The organism is Streptomyces sp. NPDC006691, assembly GCF_042869955.1.
Lineage (GTDB): Bacteria > Actinomycetota > Actinomycetes > Streptomycetales > Streptomycetaceae > Streptomyces.
Map to the genome: position 1 here is coordinate 45690 of NZ_JBIAGW010000023.1, position 17775 is coordinate 63464.

Below are 17775 nucleotides of genomic sequence, written 5' to 3' on the forward strand. Positions count from 1 at the left end.
CCTCGCGCGCACGCGAGGGGGTTCGCCAGTGTCGTCGTCATGACCCCGTACCCCTCCGCCCGCACCGCGTGCCGCCGGCGCCCCCTGGCGGCCCGCTGGTTCACGGCTCCGCTGGTCGCCCTCGCGCTGCTCGGCACCGGCGCCGGATCCTCGCACGCGGCCCCCTCCGACGACGCCGAACAGTCCCAGTACGTCCAGGCCGGGGACGAGCCCGCCCTCGCCGACCCCTCGGCGCGCGGCGACGAACTTCCCCCGTACGACGCCCGGGACGCCCAGCAGGCCGTCGACGACATGGTGATGGACGAGCGCGAGGACACCGAGGGCCAGCACTGCCCGCCGCAGCACGACGACGAGGGGCAGGGCGAGTGGGACCGCTGGGGTCCGCACCGCGACGCGGCCTACCCGGCGCGCGGCGGCGACGACGGTTCGGACTCCGGCTCGGACTCCGGCTCGGGCTCGGGCTCGGCCGACGACGAGCCCGACATCGTCGGCTGATCCGAACCAGGGCCGCCGCCATCGGAGTTGATGCGCGCGAGCAGCGCGTCCCGCTCCGGGGTGTCCTCCGGTTTGAGCAGGCCGACCACGATGTACAGGACGAGTGAGATCGCCAGCGGCACCGACACCTGCCACTGGAGCGCGACACCGGTCCTCTGCGATCCGTCCAGGTCGTAGTTGACGAAGAAGAACGCGAGCAGCCCGGCCGCCCAGCTGGTGAGCGCCGCCGTCGGACCGGACCTGCGGAACGACTTGAGCATGCCGAGCATGAACGGGATCGCGATCGGCCCCATGAGTCCGGCCACCCACTTGATCACCACGGTGATGATGTCCTTGAACGCGGGCGAGTCGACCTGCGTGGCGACCGTCATCGACAGACCGAGGAAGACGAGCGTCGACAGGCGCGCCGCGACGAGCCCCGCGCGCGCGTTCCAGACCCGGGCCGACTTCGACAGGACCGGCATGACGTCCCGGGTGAAGACCGCCGAGATGGCGTTCGCGTCCGAGGAGCACATGGCCATCGTGTGCGAGAAGAAGCCGACGACGACCAGGCCGAGCATGCCGTGCGGCAGCAGCGTCTCGGTCATCAGGGCGTAACTGTCGGACCCGTCGGGCTTCTTGGCGTGCACGAGCAGCGGCGCGCACCACATCGGGAAGAAGAGCACGGTCGGCCACACCGCCCACAGGACGGCGGACAGCCAGGCCGAACGGGTCGCCGAGCGGGCCGAGTCGGTGGCCATGTAGCGCTGGGCCTGGTTCCACATGCCGCCGTTGTACTCGAAGGTCTTGATGAAGAGGAACGCCATCAGGAACGTGACCGTGTACGGACCGGCGGTGGCGTGGCCATGACCGCTGGGCAGCTTGTCCCACACGGTCCACAGCGTGGAGACTCCGTCGAGCTTGCCCATGACGGCGATCAGCATCGCGATCCCGGCGAACAACTGGATGATGAACTGGCCGAGTTCGGTGAGCGCGTCCGCCCACAGGCCGCCGACCGTGCAGTACACGGCGGTGATGGCGCCCGTGACGAGGATGCCCTGGGTGATCGGGATGCCGGTGAACACCGACAGCAGCGTGGCGATCGCCGCCCACTTGGCGCCGACGTCGACGATCTTCAGAAGCAGCCCCGACCAGGCGAGGGCCTGCTGGGTGGAGACGTTGTAGCGGTTCTTGAGGTATTCGAGCGGAGAGGCCACCAGGAGGCGGGAGCGCAGCCGGTTGAGCCGGGGCGCGAAGAGCTTGGCCCCGATGCCGATGCCGACGGCTATGGGGAAGGACCAGGTCACGAAGGACGTGACGCCGTACTCGTAGGCGATGCCGGCGTAGCCGGTGAACATCACCGCGCTGTAGCCCGACATGTGGTGCGAGATGCCGGACAGCCACCACGGCATCCTGCCGCCGGCGGTGAAGAAGTCGGAGACGTCGTCGACCCGCTTGTGGGACCAGATGCCGATCGCGACCATCACGCCGAAGTAAGCGATGAGCACGGCCCAGTCGAGACTGTTCATGTGCCCCCTCCCAGGGGTCCGCCTTGTGAACGTCGTTGAAAGACGTCAAGGAACTCGGATGCGTTCGTCAGTGATCCGGTTCGGCGGAGTCCCGTGCGGGCGTGGGGACTTGAGGGATTGAACCCCGTTCCTGGAGGAGTGGTCAAGACATCACTGGGTCAGGGATATGAACGAAGGTCACGAAGGCGAACGATTTTGCATCGCCTTTACCTTCGAGGGTGTTGTCGGGCACGCGACGACGGCCACACGATGAGCGGGCGCTTCGTCAGACTCCGCCCACCCCGGCGCGTACGGACGTGAACGACCGCACGGGATGCGGGTCCCGTGCGGTCGAGAGAGACAGGTGGCCAACCGACCTTGCACACACCTCGGTTGAGGTGCTCGAACATCACCGCATCAGCTCTCCGGCGTTCACCAGGAGCGACTGGCCGGTGATCGCGCGGGCCCGGTCCGACGCCAGGAAGACCACGGCGTCGGCCACGTCGCCGTCCGTGGCCAGCTCCGGCAGCGCCATGCGTTCGGTGAGCCGCCCGAGCACCTCCTCCTCGGGCACGCCCTCGGTGTGCGCGGTGAACTGGACGTACGCCTGCACCGGCGGCCCCCACATCCAGCCCGGCAGGACCGTGTTGACCCGGATCCGGTCGGGGCCGAGCTCGCGCGCCAGGGAGTACATCGCGGAGGTGAGCGCCCCCTTGGACGCCGCGTACGCCGCCTGCCACACCTGGGAGGGTGAGGCCACGGACGACTGCGTGCCGATGACCACCACCGAGCCGCCGCGCGCCTTGAGCGCGGGCAGGCAGGCCCGGGTCATGCGCAGGGTGCCGAGCAGGTTCACGTCGATGACCTGCTGCCAGGTGGCGAAGTCGGCGTCCTGCAAACCGCCGAAGTAGCTGTCCCACGCGGCGACATGGACGACCGCGTCGATTCCGCCGAAGCGCTCCACGGCGAGCGCGGCGAGCGCCTCGCACTGGGACTCGTCCGTGATGTCGGTCGGCAGATGCGCGGTGCGGGCGCCGTCCGGGTCGATCTCGGCCGCCGACTTCACGAGGTTGGCCGCGGTGCGCGCGCCGAGCACCGCGTTGCCCCCGTCGCGCACGACGGCCGCGGCGACCTGGTGCCCGAGCCCGGCCCCGACCCCGGACACGATGACGGTCTTCCCACTCAGCAACATCCGGTCGCCTCCCGGCTCTGGCACATCTTCTGACGGGGCGTCAGAGTAAGTCCGTCCGGTGACGGAGGGAAGGGACGCGGCATGACGGAGGACACACGGCCCGGGGCATACGCGGAGCTGGCGTCGGTGGGGCCCTACGGGGTGCGCCCGGGGCACGCGCTGATCACCATGGTGGAGCCGCACCCGGGGCACGAGTACGCGTACAACCGCTGGTACGAGGACGACCACTACTACGCCGGCGCGATGGCCATGCCCTGGATGTACGCGGGGCGCCGCTGGGTCGCCACCCGCGAGCTCCAGGAGCTGCGCTACCCGGAGAAGTCGGCGATCGCCCAGCCGGTCGGCACGGGCTGCTACCTCTCGACGTACTGGATCACCGACGGGCGCTACGACGAGCACATGAAGTGGACCGTCGGCATCAACAAGCGGCTCAACCGCGACGGCCGGGTCTACCAGGACCGCACCCACGTCTTCACGGCGTTCCAGGACCACGAGGCGACCGTCTACCGCGACGGTGCGGCGGGACCGCGCGACTACCACGCCCTTGACCACCCCTACGCGGGCCTGGTCCTCCAGGTCGTCGACGCCGAAAGCGCCGACGCCCGGCCGGAGTTGCTGGAGTGGCTGCGCTCGCGCGAGCTGCCCCGACGCCTTTCCGGGGGCCCCGCCGCGATGGTGACGGTGTTCCGGCCGACGCCGCTGCCCGGGGACCGCATGACCTATGTGAAGCAGGTCGAGGGCGTCGGCACCCGGCTCACCCTGCTCTGGTTCCTGGAGCGGGACCCGCGCGAGGTCTGGGCGGACCACTTCACCGGGCTCGACACCGCCGTGGCCGAAACGGGTCTGGGGAGGCTGGAGTTGGCGGCGCCGTTCATCCCCACCGTGCCGGGCACCGACCGCTACGTGGACGAACTCCGGTAGCGGCACCGGTGCCGCGGGCATGGCCGAGCCCCCTCGGCCGGGACGGCGGACCAGTCGAGAGGGCTCTTGTCGGTAAGACGGGTATCACGATGGCTGCGGCGGTCGTCAGCTGAGGGAGTCCCGCGTCACCTCGGCCACGAACGCGTTCCACGCGCCGGGGGCGAAGGAGATCGAGGGGCCCGCGGTCACTTTGGAGTCCCGCACGGCGATGGCGTGCGTCTCGGGAGACTTGACTTCGACACATGCGCCGTTTCCGGTGGAGTACGAGGACTTGGTCCAAGTGTCCGTGGCGCCCTGAAGAATGGCCATGATCGCTCCGGTTCTTGCCAGTTGGTCGTTCTCGTCCAACGGTCTTCGTTGACGTGATCGACGCTACTCGCAGGTTCCGTAGTGTGCGGCGGCCATTCACTCGACCGGATGGCATATTCCGGTTGGGTCTTCCATCCCGGCCCGCGCGGGGTGTACCGTGCCGCGCCCCGATCAGCCGGCCGTGCCGGCGGCGTATTCCTTGGCGACTTTCGTAATGAATTCCCGGGTCTGGTCCACATTCAGCGCCTGCGCCCGCAGATGCTCGTACATCACGCTGTATTTCTGGACATCATTGGCCTTTTCCAGGTAGAGGTCGCTGGTGACGCCCTCGATGTAGACGACGCTGGAGTCCGAGGCATCCGGAAATTCCAGAATCGCGTACTGGCCGTTGATTCCCGGATGGGCGCCCATGCTGAACGGCAGCACCTGCACGGTGACATGCGGGAGTTGGGACTGGTCGATGAGGAATTCCAGCTGGTCGATCATCAGCTGTTTGTCGCCGACCCGGCGGCGCAGCGCCGCCTCGTCGATGACCACCCACAGACGCAGCGGGTTCTCCGTCGCCTTCACCCGCTCCTGCCGGCGAAGGCGGACGTTGACCCGCTTCTCGACGTCGGTCGGGGCGGTCTCCGGAAGCGCCCCGGCGATCAGGGCCTCCGCGTACTGCCGGGTCTGCAGCAGCCCGGGCACGACCTGCGGATCGTAGACGCGCAGACTCGCCGCGTCCGTCTCCAGACCGATGTAGACGCTGTACGGGATGTCGCCGAAGGCGTGCCACCAGCCCTGCTGGCGGGAGTCCTTGGCCATTTGCATCAGCGAGTCGACGATCCGGTGGTCCTCGACCTCGTAGACCCCGCACAGATCGCGCACATCACGCTGGCTGATCGAGCGGCGGCCGTTCTCCAGACGGCTGATCTTCGACTGGGACACCAGCAGGCGCTCGGCGACCTCTTCGGCCGTCATGCCCTTCAGCTCGCGGAGTCTGCGCAGCTCCTGGCCCAGTCGGCGCCGCCTGACGGTGGGATTGACGTTGGACGCCACGGGTAACGCACCTCCGGCTCACGGCTCTTCTGTTCTTCTGCTCAGCAGACTGCCACCAACATCCCGGCCTGCGCTGGAAAACGGCCACACACAGCGACTACGCGAACGCGCGGGGCTGTTGGGACAGCCCCGCGCGTTCCTGGATGCGGCTCCCGAACCGGGTCATGGGGACGTCGGTGCGGCGGTGGTGCGACTACTGGTGCCGGTGGTGTCTGGTGCCGGTTCCGCTAGTGGTGAGCCACGGCCCGGGCCATCACCCCGTGATGCGTCTGCTGATGCGTCTGCATCGGGACGCCGGCCGCCGCCGCGTGGCGGCTCCCGGGGTCCGGCGCGGCGGTGCCGGCCTGGCCGTTGCGGCGTGGCTGAGCGGCCACACCGTTCTGGACGTCCATCACGGCGTGCGCGACGAGACCGCCCATGGGGTCGTGCCTGATCAGGTCCCGGAGACGGGAGCGCGATGACCGCCCCTCGTTGCCGGGGTACAAGTGCTTGCCGAGCCCGACTGCGTGGGCCAGCGCGGCAAGCGCCGCGGTCCGCGGGTCCGGCGGTACGCCGGTGCGGATCGCACTGTCGAGACGGGCCCTGATGTCCCGGCTGATCGCTGTCTCCGTCGCCTGGTAGCGAGTCGTCGGCAGCACTCCGCACATCTGGCCCGACACGGCATGGACCATGCCGCAGCGCTCCAGGTGCGCGAGGTAAATCTGGCGGAGCCCGAGGCGGGGTCCGCCGATCCAGTGGACGGCCCGTACCGGGCTGCCGCGCCTGCGCAGCAGTTCCAGTGCGGAGTCCAAGGTCGGATCTCCTGTCGGCCGTGCCATCACCACGGCGATACGATCCCCGTCTGGGGCTATCCGTCCTGCCAGAGCCAGCTCCACTAGCTGGGCTCCGGCGAGGCCGAGGTCGAGCGACTGCGGCTGCGCTGTGGTACCCGTGGCCGGGTCCAGAGCGAGCAGCAACAGCTCTTCCGGAATAGTTCTGCGGCTCCTGCCCATCCATGCCTCCCCGCGTGGATGAATGACAGGGTGACCCCTCTCACATTCATCTGTCGAGAGCGCCTGGGCGGTTCGTACGGGAACCGACAGGTATGTCGTTCTCGTCTAGCCAGGGGGTCCTACCCGGCACACGGGACACTGGTACATGGTTCGGACAGTTTCGAATGACGCCACCCGGCGTCTGGAGGAGGCATCGGTGGCGGGCGAGTCCCCCGACAAGTCGGAGCAGCAGCAGTCGTCGGGGGAGACGACTACGAGCGAACGCGATCCGCGCATCGCGGGCTCCCACTCCCCGTCCCCTTCCGGGTCCCCTTCCGGCACGGGGAAGGACGCCGCTCGGGCGGCGAATGGTTCCGGGGCTGATTCGGGTACGGGCTCGGGCTCGGTCGCGGGTTCCGTGGATCAGGCGACCGCGGTCTTCCGGGCCCCGCGCCAGGAGGACGGCGACTCCCGGCTCCGCGCGGCGGTCGCCGCCTGGGTCGACCAGGAGGCGGACGACAAGGCGCCGGAGGACGACGGGACGCCGGACGGCGAGGCGGCCGACACCGAGGCGGTCGACGGCAAGGCGACGGACGGCAAGGCGGCCGGCTCCACGCCGGACGGACCGGCGGCGGACAACGCTGTCGGTGAGGCCGAGGGCGCGGCGAAGCCGGTGAAGGCCGTCGTGGCCGAGTCCGTCGAGCGGGGCAAGGACAGCGGCAAGGCCGACGATGCGCGGGCCGAGCCCGCCGCCACGGCCGACGCCGAGCGGAGCGACTCCGCGGACGCCTCCGCCACGCCTGACTCCCCGGCCAAGCCCGACGCCTCCGCCACGTCGGAGGAGGCCGCCCCTGCCGCCGAGACCGAGGCCGCCGAGACCGAGGCCGCCGAGGCCGAGGAGGCCAAGGACGCCGGGCCGGACGCGGGCGTCGCGACTGCAAAGCCGAGCTCCGCCAAGCCGGAGGAACCGGCCGAGCCCGAGGCACCCGCCAAGGCCGATGCCGCCGACCCGGACAAGCCCGCGGCCGAGGCCGCCAAGGTGCCCGAGGCCAAGGCGCCCGCTGCCAAGGCGTCCGAGGCAGCCAAGATCGCCGAGGCCGGCAAAACAGGTGAGGCCGGCGCGGCGGAAGGGGCGGACAAGCCCAAGGCGGGCGAAGGCATCGACCACCCCACCGCCGTCTTCAAGGCCCCCGGGCCCCCGGCCGTCGATCAGCCCACGGCCATGCTCAAGCTGCCCGCGCCCCAGCGGGAGCCCGAGGCCGAGCGCACCGGCGAGCGGGCTCCCGAGCGCGCCCCCGAGCGGACCAGCCAGTTCGTGCCGCTGCGCTCGGACGACGCGGGGACGGGCACGAAGAAGCCCGCGGCCCCCGTCAGACGGCCCGAGGCGCCGAAGGTGACCCCGCCGCCGTCCGCCGGCTTCGGCGCGGCTCCCGCCCCTGGCACCACCGGGCCCGTACCGGACCGGGCCGAGCGGACCCGGCAGCAGCCGCTGCCGCCGAAGCCCCCGCTCGACCTCCTTGCCGAGCTGACCAACACCCCGCCCCCGGCGCAGACCGCGGTCCGCTCCACGGTCCGGCGCTTCAAGATCTGGACCCCGCTGGTCCTGCTGCTCCTGGTCGTCCTCGCGGTCGTACAGATCATGCGTCCGCTGCCCGACCCGAAGCTGACCCTCACCTCGTCGGCGACGTACTCCTTCGACGGCGGCGCGCTCGACCTGCCGTGGCCCGCCGAGGGCCAGTCCGCGGTCGCCGTGGACGGCGTGGGCACGATCGGTACGCACGGGGAGCAGAAGCCCGCGCCGCTGGCGAGCGTGGCCAAGACGATGACGGCGTACGTGATCCTCAAGGGCCACCCGATCAGCGGGAAGCAGGAGGGCGACAAGATCACGGTCGACCAGCAGGCCGAGGACGACGCGAAGAAGTCCGAGGAGTCGACGGCGCCGATCCGCAAGAACCAGCAGTTCACCGAGAAGCAGATGCTGGAACTGCTGATGATCCCGTCCGGCAACAACGCGGCCCGGCTGCTGGCCCGTTGGGACGCGGGCAACGAGGAGGCGTTCATCGCGAAGATGAACGACGCCGCCAAGTCGCTCGGCATGACCAACACGACGTACACCGACCCGAGCGGTCTGAAGGAGACCACGGTCTCCACGCCGACCGACCAGCTCAAGCTGGCCCAGGCGGTCATGCAGAACGACGTGTTCCGGGGCATCGTCAACACGCCCCAGATCAAGATCCCGGGCATCGACTCGATGATCTACAACAACAACACGATCCTGCTCAAGCCGGGCGTCAGCGGCATCAAGACCGGCTCGTCGACGCCGGCCGGCGGCAACCTGCTGTGGGCGGCCGACACGATCGTCGACGGCAAGAACCAGCGGATCTACGGCGTCGTGATGGGCCAGCGCACCGGCACCACGCTCGACAACAAGCTGAAGGCCGCGATCGCCAACAGCTACACGCTGATCAAGTCCGTACAGAACGCCGTGACCTCGGCGACCGTCGTCAAGAAGGGCGATGTCGTCGGATACGTGGACGACGGGCTCGGCGGCAAGACCCCGGTCGTGGCGGCCAAGGACCTCAAGGCGGTCGGCTGGCCGGGCCTGAAGGTCGACGTCACCCTGGGCAACGGCGGCAAGCCCGTCCCGCACTCCGCGAAGGCGGGCGACGTCGTCGGCGAGCTGTCCATCGGCAGCGGCAACGGCAGGCTGACCGCGCCGGTCCAGCTGAAGACCGCGCTGGCCGAGCCGGGCATGGGCGACAAGCTCACCCGACTGGGCTGACCGCCCCCGAGCGCGTCGAGGGCGCCCCGACCTGCGGGGCGCCCCCGTGCTAGCTTCGGGCAACTGGGGACGCGGGGACGGCGTCCTTGGAATCGGGGCAGAATTTCCGGAGAGACTTCCGGACCCAGCAATCCAGAAGCAAGGGCCGGCCGGACGGCCCCCGCGCCGACCGTGTGCAGCCGCACACGGTCGCGCATTGCCAGGTGAGACAGCGTGAGCCGGGAGAGCCGCAGTGACCACCGCTGAGCCGACGCCCACCCGCGCCGACAGCACCGCCAGTACGAGCACCACGGGAGCCGCGAGCGCGCGGACGCGCACGAGCCCCGCCGGGGCCGGGCCGGGTACCGGGACGGGGCCGGACACCGCCGGTACCCCGGGCCCCGGTGCCGGGCCGGACACCGCCGGTACCCCGGCTTCCGACGCCCCCGCCCCCGACTCCGGCTCGGACCTGGGCGCGGACTCCGACTCCGGCTCGTCCGGCACGTCCCGGTTCTCGCGAATACGGCTCGGGCCCGACTCCTGGCCGAAGCGGCACCCCGTCGCCTTCGTGACGGCCGTCGCGGCCGTCACCCACATCCTCTGGTTCTTCCTCTTCGCCAACAGCGGCGGCGACCTCGCGGCGCAGGACGCCTGGACCGAGTTCGTCGGCCGCAACCCGGAGTCCGCGTACAACCTGGCCTGGTACGGCGGGATGCACCCGGTCTCCTACAGCGTGGTCTCGCCGTATCTGATGTCGGTGCTCGGCGTCCGTACGACGATGATGATCGCCGGAACCGTGTCGGCCGGGCTCACCGCGCTGATCCTGGTGCGCGTGAAGGCCGTCCGCAACCCGCTGGCCTGCTCCTTCGCCGCGCTGTTCGCCTTCCTGTGCAACGCCATGTCGGGGCGGGTGACCTTCGGGCTCGGCACGATGTTCGCGCTCGGCGCGGTGGCCGCGGTGTTCTGCTGGCCGCACAACAAGCGCGAGAACCGCTGGCCGAAGGCGGCCGTGGCCGCGCCCTGCGCCGCGCTCGCCACCGCGAGCAGCCCGGTCGCCGGACTGTTCCTCGGCATCGTCGCGGCCGCCCTGTTCCTCAACAAGCGCCGCCCGGGCGCGTACGCGATCGGCCTGCCGCCGGTCGCCGTGGTGGCCCTCTCGGCGTGGCTGTTCCCGTTCTCCGGCACCCAGCCGATGTCCCTCGCCACCACCTCCGGCCCGTTCCTGTTCGCGGCCCTCATCTTCTTCCTCGTCCCGAAGGACTGGCGGACGGTCCGCACGGCCGCCCTGGTGTACGGGATCGGGGTGCTGCTCTGCTTCGCGATCAACTCGCAGATCGGCTCCAACATCACCCGGCTCGCGATGCTGTTCGCCGGAGTGCTGCTCCTGGCCGCGCTGCCGTACACGGTGCCGAAGTCCCGCAAGTGGTACGCGCTGGTGCTCGCCTTCGTCGGGCTCAACGTGTGGATCGGCTTCAAGTCGGTGGACGACATCGTGCACACCGCCCCCGCGGCGACCTGGGCACGCGATCTGGCGCCCCTGGTCGACCAGTTGCAGGGGCGCGACGCCGCGACCGGGCGGGTCGAGGTGGTCCCCGCCTCCAGCCACCGCGAGGCCTCCGCGTTCACCCCGTACGTGAACCTCGCCCGCGGCTGGAACCGGCAGGCGGACATGCAGCGCAACCCGCTGTTCTACGACGACACCCTGAACGCGGAGAACTACCACACCTGGCTGAACCGCTGGGCGGTCCGGTACGTGGTGCTGCCGCTCGGCCCGGCCGACCGCAACGGCGCGGTGCAGGAGGGCAAGCTGATCGAGCAGGGCCTGCCGTATCTGAAGCAGGTGTGGTCGGACGACCACTGGCGGCTGTTCGCGGTCGAGAACCCGACCCCGCTCGTGGACCCGCCCGCCACGGTCAAGCACTTCGGCGAGGGCGAGGTCACGGTCGACGTGCGCGCGCCGGGCACCATCCTGATCCGCATCCCGTACTCGCCGTGGCTGAAGCTGGTCGACGACAAGGGCGACGGTGTGGTGCCGCCGCAGGAGACTCCGGAGTCCAAGCTCCGCGGCCACGGGCCGAAGGAGTACACCAACCCGAACGGCTGCCTGCGCAAGGTGCAGCCGACCGGTCCCGGCGACGAGTGGACCGAACTCCTCGCGCCGAAGCCGGGCACGTACCGGGTGGCCGCCCCGTACCGCATTCCGCGCGGAACGGAGTGCCCGCCGGAGCTGGCGGCACCCTGAGCCGCCCGCGCGGGGCGCCGGACAGGCGGCGGCCCGCTCAGTAGACGTCCCGGACATAGCGCTTGTCCGTGGCGAGCCGCCGTACGTACGCCGCCGCCTCGTCCTCGGGCATGCCGCCGTGCAGGGCCACGATGTCCCTGAGGGCCCGGTCGACGTCCTTGGCCATGCGGGACGCGTCGCCGCAGACGTAGAAGTGGGCGCCGTCCCGGAGCCACTGCCACAGCCGCGGCCCGTGTTCGCGCATGCGGTCCTGGACGTAGACCTTGTTGCGCTGGTCACGCGAGAAGGCCAGGTCGAGCCGGGTGAGATGCCCACTGGAGACGTACGCCTCCAGGTCCTCGCGGTGGTAGAAGTCCGTCGCCGCGCGCTGCTCGCCGAAGAAGAGCCAGTTGCGGCCGGTGTGGCCGCGGGCCGCGCGGTCTTCGAGGAAGCCGATGAACGGGGCGACGCCGGTGCCAGGACCGACCATGATCATGGGGGTGGCGGGGGCGGCGGGCGGGCGGAAGTGCGCGGAGCGCCGGACGAAGACCTGCACGGGGCCGTCGTCCGCGCGGTCGGCCAGATAGGTCGAGCAGACGCCCTTGCGGTCGCGGCCGAGGTCGTTGCTGTAGCGCACGACGGAAACGGTGAGCCGGACCTCGCCCGGGTGCGCCAGCGGGCTGGACGAGATCGAGTACAGCCGGGGTCGCAGCCGTTTGAGGACCCCGGCCCAGTCCGCCGCGGACGCGCGGACCGGGTACGCCCCGACCACGTCCGCCGCCTGTCGGCCCCAACTCCACTTCGCCAGCGCGTCCTTGTTGTCCGGGCGAAGCAGTCGTTTCAGGTCGTGGGCGCCGGTGCGGTCGACGACGAAACGCAGCAGGCCGGTGGATGTCCCGGTGAGGTCGAGGCGGGTGCGCAGCGCCTCTTCGAACGGAAGGCGAAGCCTTTCGCCCGCATCGCCGACCTCCACCGGTTCCCCGGGATCGAGTCCGGTGAGGGCGAGCCACTCCGCGACCAGGCCCGGGCTGTTGACCGGCCAGACGCCGAGCGCGTCCCCCGCCTCGTACGTCAGCTCGCCGTCCCGGGTGTCCAGGGCGAACTGCCACACCTCCTTCTGCGAACCGGGTCGGCTCAGCAGCCTGTTGCCGACGAGCAGCGTGGCGAAGGGCGAGTCCCTGGTGTACGCGGTCCGCCGCGGGACCGGTGCCGCCCCGGCCGGAGGCTCCTGCGCGAGTGCGGCCGTGACATCGCGCAGCCAGCGCTCGGCGGCCTCCGCGTAGTCGGGTTCGCAGTCGGTGCGGGGGAGGAGGCGGGCGGCGCCGAGTTCGTCGAGGCGCTGGTCGAGGCGGCGGCCGTGGCCGCAGAAGTCGGCGTAGGAGGAGTCGCCGAACGCGAGCACCGCGTACCGGATCCCGTCGAGCCGGGCCGCCTCCGGGGCGGCGAGCGCCTGCCAGAACGCGGCCCCGTTGTCGGGGGCTTCGCCGTCCCCGAACGTACTGGTGACGACGAGCACGTCCGGGGCGGGCGCGGTGGTGAGGTGGGCGGGGGTCGCCTCCGCCATGGGCAGGAGCTCGGGCGCGCGGCCCGGCTCCGCGAGGCGCGCGGCGACGGCGGTGGCGAAATCCTCCGCGTTGCCGGTCTGCGAGGCCCACAGGATGAGCAGCCGCCGGGACGGAGGCGAGGGGGCGGCCGCTGCGGTGGCCTTCGCCGCGGCCCGGGCGGTGGCTCCCGTGGCGGCCCCGGTGGCGGCCCCGGTGGCGTCCGCTGCGGCGGCGTCCGCGCCGGCCCGCGAGAACATGCCGGCCAGGACGCCGTCGACCCAGGGCGCACGGTCCGGGGCGATGGGCGCGCCGGGCGGCAGTACGGGGACCCGTCCGTCGGGCGGCGCGAGGGCGAGCCCGGAGAGGAAGCCGGACAGATAGCGCCGCTCGGGTGCGGTGAACGGGGCGGGGCCGGCGCCGGTCTCGGAGACCCCGAACAGACCTTCCAGCGCGGTGAGTTGAGCCGCAACCGCCTCCCCTCCCGGACCCACCCGAGCCCCGTTTCCTCCCTCTGTCTCCGGTCCTCCCCCTGACTCCGGTCCCTCCTCAGGTCCTCCCTCAGGGTCCGGTGCTTCCGGTGCTTCCGGTGCTTCCGGTGCGGCGGGGCGGGGTGCGTCGGTCCGGGCAAGGGCGACGGCGCACACCTTGAACTCCGGCTGGAGGGAGAGGGGGTCGACCGCGTCGTTGGTGACGGCGTTGACGCTGAGGTACTCGCCGAACAGGTCGTTCCAGTGGAACGGCGCGAAGCATTCGCCCTGCCGGACCCGGTCGGTGAGCACGGCGGGCAGCACGGCCCGTCCGCGCCGCGAGGCGACCTCCAGGTGGTCGCCCTCCCCGATCCCGAGGGCGGCGGCGTCCTCGGGGTGGACCTCGACGAACGGCCCGGGGTCGAGCCGGTTGAGCTTGGTGACCTTCCCCGTCTTGGTCAGGGTGTGCCACTGATGCTGGAGGCGGCCGGTGTTGAGGGTGAACGGGTAGTGGCTGTCCGGGAGTTCGGCCGGCGGAAGGTGCGGTCGCGCGAAGAACCGCGCACGTCCGCCGGGGGTGGGGAAGGCGAGCCGGGGCCGGGTCCCGTCCGGGAGTTCCAGGAGGTCCTGGCTGACCCCGTCGTTGACGTACCGGATCGGATTGCGGTCCGGCCCGTCGGGGCTCGGCGCCGGCCACTGGACGGAGGTGGCGCGCAGCCGCTCGTACGTCACGCCCCGAAGGTCCCAGCCGGTCTTGGGGTTCCAGGCCTGCTTGAGCTCTTCGAAGACCTCCTCGGAGGAGGCGTAGGTGAAGCCGTCGGCGAACCCCATGGCGCAGGCGACCCGCGCGATCAACTCCCAGTCGGGTAGGGCTTGTTGCGGCGGTTCGACGCATCGCTGACCGAGTGTCAGGTTCCGCTCGGAATTGACCATGACGCCGTCGGACTCGGCCCAGAGGGTCGCGGGCAGTACGACATCGGCGTAGGCGTTGGTCTCGGTGTCGGCGAACACGTCCTGGGTGACGACGAGTTCGGCCGCTTCGAGGCCCGCCACGACGGTGCTGCGGTTGGCGACGGAGGCGACCGGGTTGGTGCAGATGATCCAGCACGCCTTGATGTCCCCGGCGGCCAGTCGCTCGAACATCTCGACGGTGCCGCTCCCGACCTCCGTGCGCAGGGTGCCCCCGGGTATGTTCCACAGCTTCTCGACGAAGGCGCGCTCGGCGTCGACGAGCACCGAGCGCTGGCCGGGCAGACCCGGTCCCATGTAGCCCATCTCGCGCCCGCCCATGGCGTTGGGCTGGCCGGTGAGCGAGAAGGGGCCGGCGCCGGGGCGGCAGATGGCGCCGGTGGCGAGGTGCAGGTTGACCAGGGCGTTGGTGTTCCAGGTGCCGTGGGTGGACTGGTTGAGCCCCATCGTCCAGCAGCTCATCCACGCGCCGGCCTCGCCGATCCAGCGCGCCGCCCGCCGGATGTCGTCCTCGGCGAGGCCCGTGATGTCGGCGACCTTGTCCGGTGGGTAGTCCGCGAGGAAGCCCGGCAGGTCGGCCCAGCCGTCGGTGAACTCGGCGATGAACTCCTCGTCGGTGTGACCGTTGGCGACGAGGAGGTGCAGGAGCCCGTTGAGGAGGGCCAGATCGGTGCCGGGCCGGATCCGCAGGAAGAGGTCGGCCTTGTCGGCGGTGGCGGTGCGCCGGGGGTCGACGACGATGAGCTTCGCCCCGGCGGACCGCACCCGGTCCATCATGCGCAGGAAGAGGATGGGGTGGCAGTCGGCCATGTTGGCACCGATGACGAGGAACGCGTCCGCGCGGTCGAAGTCCTGGTACGAGCCGGGCGGCCCGTCCGCCCCGAGCGACAGCTTGTAGCCGGAGGCCGCGGAGGCCATGCACAGACGGGAGTTGGACTCGATGTGCCGCGTCCGTACGAACCCCTTGGCCAGCTTGTTCGCCAGGTACTGGGCCTCCAGGGACATCTGGCCGGAGACGTAGAAGGACAGGGCGTCGGGGCCGTGCTCGTCCAGAATGCCCCGCAGCCGGCGGGCGACGGCCGCGACGGCCTCGTCGACATCGGTCTCGACCGCGGGGCCGCCGCGTTCGCCGCGCACGAGGGCCCGCCCGAGCCGCCCCGGCGCGGCCATCATCTCGGCGCTGGTCGCCCCCTTGGTGCACAGGCGGCCGAGGTTGGCGGGGTGCGCCTTGTCCCCGGAGACCTTGATGACGTGGCTGGGGACGGGGGTGGCCTCGCGTGGTGCGGGGGTGGCTTCGCGTGGTGCGGGGGCGGCTTCGCGTGGTGCGGGGGTGGTGGGCTGGCCGGCGTCCCCGGGTGCGGGGTTGGTGGGCTGGCCGGCGTCCCCGTGCGCCTCACCGACTTCGCCCGGCCCGCCCGGACCCCGCCGCACATCGAGCACGATCCCGCACCCGACCCCGCAGTACGAACAGACCGTACGCACCCCACCGCCGTCCATCACGCCCCCTTCCCCTCCGCCCGCATCGCCCGGCGGGCTCCGCTCACCACCACCCTAGAAACCCCGAATTACCCCGCCGTCACGGGCCGGGCAGGCGGGGGGTTACGCCGGGCACACGGGGGTGGGGTGGGGGGTGTGAGGTGGGGGTGGGCGGGCCTGAGCCGGTGCCACTGGGGCCGAAGTCTGGAGGTGCCGTACCGCGACAATGTCGATGCGGGACAGGGACAGGGATCAGCTCGGACCGGGGGAGCCCCTACGAGTCCAGGACGACGGCCTCACCGCGCTCGCTTCCACGGCGTCCGCGTCTTTGGGGTTGTCGAGTGCGGGCTGACTGTCACGACGCGGTCGGGCCTTGCTGCGCGGCCATAGGTGAAGGGCGCTTCCTCCAGGCCGAGAGGTCGCACGGAGATTGAGTCAACGACAGTCCTCGCTAACGGCGTTGACCACAAGGGCTTAATTTAGTTAACTACATGCTTATGGACTTCACTATTATCGCGCACGCGGTTGAAGTGGATCACGGCGTGAAGCGCCTCTCGATGCGCTTCATCAAGCGGTACGCCGCTCCCGATCGGGTTCGGCTCAGTGCCGAGCTCTGTGAGCAGATCACGCAAGCCCTGGATGCACTGGGGTTGATGACTCTCCCTCGACAACTCCCCACCACGGAAAACGAGTTCGTCTTCGTCATCAAGAAGGACAGCCCGCTGGGTGAGGCCGTAACTATCGCCTCATCTGTCGCAATGATGGAGAAGATGGGAACTCCGGTGCTTCCCAGTCTTTTCGGCCGATTCTCGTCAGCTATAACCCACCTGACGTAGGGGGACCGGCCAAGGTGCAATAGCTTTCGGCCAGATCCCGTCCTGCCTGAATATTTTCGCACTGGCCATTCGTCACTCTCGTAAAGTTCTTCCTGCTGTGATGCGTGCAGCGGTCTGAGTTGTCTGAGTGGTCCAGACATGCCGTGGGCGACTCCTCTTCCGATAGTCCCGCTAACGGAGTTGCCTACGTGGACCACCATCGGCGCCCGCCGTCCCACCCGGTTCGAAGTGCCATGCCGCCATCTCAAGGGAGTGTCTCCGCCGCCTCGAATCTGCCTCCGGAACAGTCGCTTTCGGACAGTGTCTATTTCCTTGACGACTCGGGAAATAGGGATATGTCTGTATTTGGATTTTTTCGGGTCCCTTGGGTTGAAGGTCCGTGTGTGGCCGATGCTCAGTGGAGTGCCTTCCTGGAGAAGCTGCAGTTCAGGCCGCACTTGAGCTATACGCCCGGGTATCCGCTCCATGCCGTTGACCTTCTTGGAGGCCGAGGTCGGCTGCTGCACCCGGAGGGGGGTCCGGCGCCCGGTCCGGAGCGGAAACGCGAGGCCGCGGGGGTAGTGCTCCAGGGTCTGGAGACGCTGGCGCAGGTGCCCGAGCTGACCGTGGGGTCTGTGTACCGGCGTGGCGCGACCCGCGAGGCCCTGTACGCGGATCTGGTGGAAATGATCAACAACTGGCATGCCGAGGCTGGTAGTTCATGCCGGTTCGTCGTCGATGGCAACGGCACGGAGAGGGCACTGCGGGATGCGCATCGTCGACTGCCCAGCGACCGTCGGCACGTTGTGGGGGATCCCGAACTTCTCCCGGCCCGCGCGACCCCGTTGCTGCAGGCGGCCGATTTTGTCGCGCACGCCGCCTACCAGTTCCTGGTCCGGTATCCCGCCCGCGCGTTCATGTGGGACTGGTACCCGCGTGTGTTTCCCGAATCCGGCCTGCCGATAGATCTCGGCCGACTCGACTGAAAAGGTCCGGACCCCGGCTTTGACGCCGGGGCCCGGGGCGGACCTGGTGATCCGGAGAACCGGGCCAGGACCGCAGCCCAAGGTTCCCATACATTCAGCGCCCGTGACCTGGAGGACGCA

12 protein-coding genes are annotated in these 17775 nt (G+C 70.4%); 6 read left to right on the top strand and 6 right to left on the bottom strand.

Annotated features, from left to right (window positions below):
- The first annotated feature begins 39 nt into the window (after positions 1–39).
- Positions 40–495, top strand: a complete 456-nt coding sequence (locus ACFYNP_RS33415) for a hypothetical protein (RefSeq protein WP_388790867.1) — start codon at positions 40–42, stop codon at positions 493–495.
- Here ACFYNP_RS33415 and ACFYNP_RS33420 read toward each other — a convergent pair.
- Together ACFYNP_RS33420 and ACFYNP_RS33425 are read right to left on the bottom strand one after the other, a co-directional pair.
- On the bottom strand, positions 399–2003 hold the full coding sequence (locus tag ACFYNP_RS33420; protein ID WP_388790869.1) for a sodium:solute symporter family protein: 1605 nt from the start codon (positions 2001–2003) through the stop codon (positions 399–401). The two genes, ACFYNP_RS33415 and ACFYNP_RS33420, sit on opposite strands and share 97 nt — an antisense overlap.
- A gap of 388 nt (positions 2004–2391) precedes the next feature.
- Positions 2392–3174, bottom strand: coding sequence for an SDR family oxidoreductase (locus tag ACFYNP_RS33425; protein WP_388419970.1), 783 nt, complete (start codon positions 3172–3174; stop codon positions 2392–2394).
- A gap of 81 nt (positions 3175–3255) precedes the next feature.
- Between ACFYNP_RS33425 and ACFYNP_RS33430 the strand changes: the two genes are divergently transcribed.
- Complete coding sequence (locus tag ACFYNP_RS33430; RefSeq protein ID WP_388419968.1) at positions 3256–4095, top strand: hypothetical protein; 840 nt, start codon at positions 3256–3258, stop codon at positions 4093–4095.
- Positions 4096–4200: 105 nt separating this feature from the next.
- Here ACFYNP_RS33430 and ACFYNP_RS33435 read toward each other — a convergent pair whose 3' ends face one another.
- The 3 genes from ACFYNP_RS33435 to ACFYNP_RS33445 form a co-directional block, all read right to left on the bottom strand.
- Positions 4201–4404, bottom strand: a complete 204-nt coding sequence (locus tag ACFYNP_RS33435; protein ID WP_100574276.1) for a DUF397 domain-containing protein — start codon at positions 4402–4404, stop codon at positions 4201–4203.
- 171 nt (positions 4405–4575) lie between these two features.
- Entirely contained in the window at positions 4576–5445 is an 870-nt protein-coding gene (locus ACFYNP_RS33440; RefSeq protein WP_100574024.1) for a helix-turn-helix transcriptional regulator, read from the bottom strand.
- A gap of 227 nt (positions 5446–5672) precedes the next feature.
- Positions 5673–6437, bottom strand: coding sequence for a GPP34 family phosphoprotein (locus ACFYNP_RS33445; RefSeq protein WP_388419965.1), 765 nt, complete (start codon positions 6435–6437; stop codon positions 5673–5675).
- Between the two features lie 145 nt (positions 6438–6582).
- Between ACFYNP_RS33445 and ACFYNP_RS33450 the strand changes: the two genes are divergently transcribed.
- Together ACFYNP_RS33450 and ACFYNP_RS33455 are read left to right on the top strand one after the other, a co-directional pair.
- Positions 6583–9198 (top strand): serine hydrolase, encoded by a 2616-nt coding sequence (locus tag ACFYNP_RS33450; RefSeq protein ID WP_388790871.1) that lies wholly within the window; start codon positions 6583–6585, stop codon positions 9196–9198.
- Positions 9199–9430: 232 nt separating this feature from the next.
- Positions 9431–11419, top strand: a complete 1989-nt coding sequence (locus ACFYNP_RS33455; protein WP_388790873.1) for an MFS transporter — start codon at positions 9431–9433, stop codon at positions 11417–11419.
- Between the two features lie 37 nt (positions 11420–11456).
- Here ACFYNP_RS33455 and ACFYNP_RS33460 read toward each other — a convergent pair whose 3' ends face one another.
- The gene (locus ACFYNP_RS33460; protein WP_388790875.1) at positions 11457–15875 is read right to left on the bottom strand and encodes a molybdopterin-dependent oxidoreductase; all 4419 of its coding nucleotides are present in this window, start codon (positions 15873–15875) and stop codon (positions 11457–11459) included.
- A gap of 470 nt (positions 15876–16345) precedes the next feature.
- Here ACFYNP_RS33460 and ACFYNP_RS33465 point away from each other — a divergent pair, with 470 nt between their 5' ends.
- A complete protein-coding gene (locus ACFYNP_RS33465) occupies positions 16346–16690 on the top strand; it encodes a hypothetical protein (protein WP_388419958.1) in 345 nt (114 codons plus the stop codon).
- A 233-nt stretch (positions 16691–16923) separates the two neighbouring features.
- A complete protein-coding gene (locus ACFYNP_RS33470) occupies positions 16924–17655 on the top strand; it encodes a DUF3800 domain-containing protein (RefSeq protein WP_388790877.1) in 732 nt (243 codons plus the stop codon).
- The last annotated feature ends 120 nt before the right edge of the window (positions 17656–17775 follow it).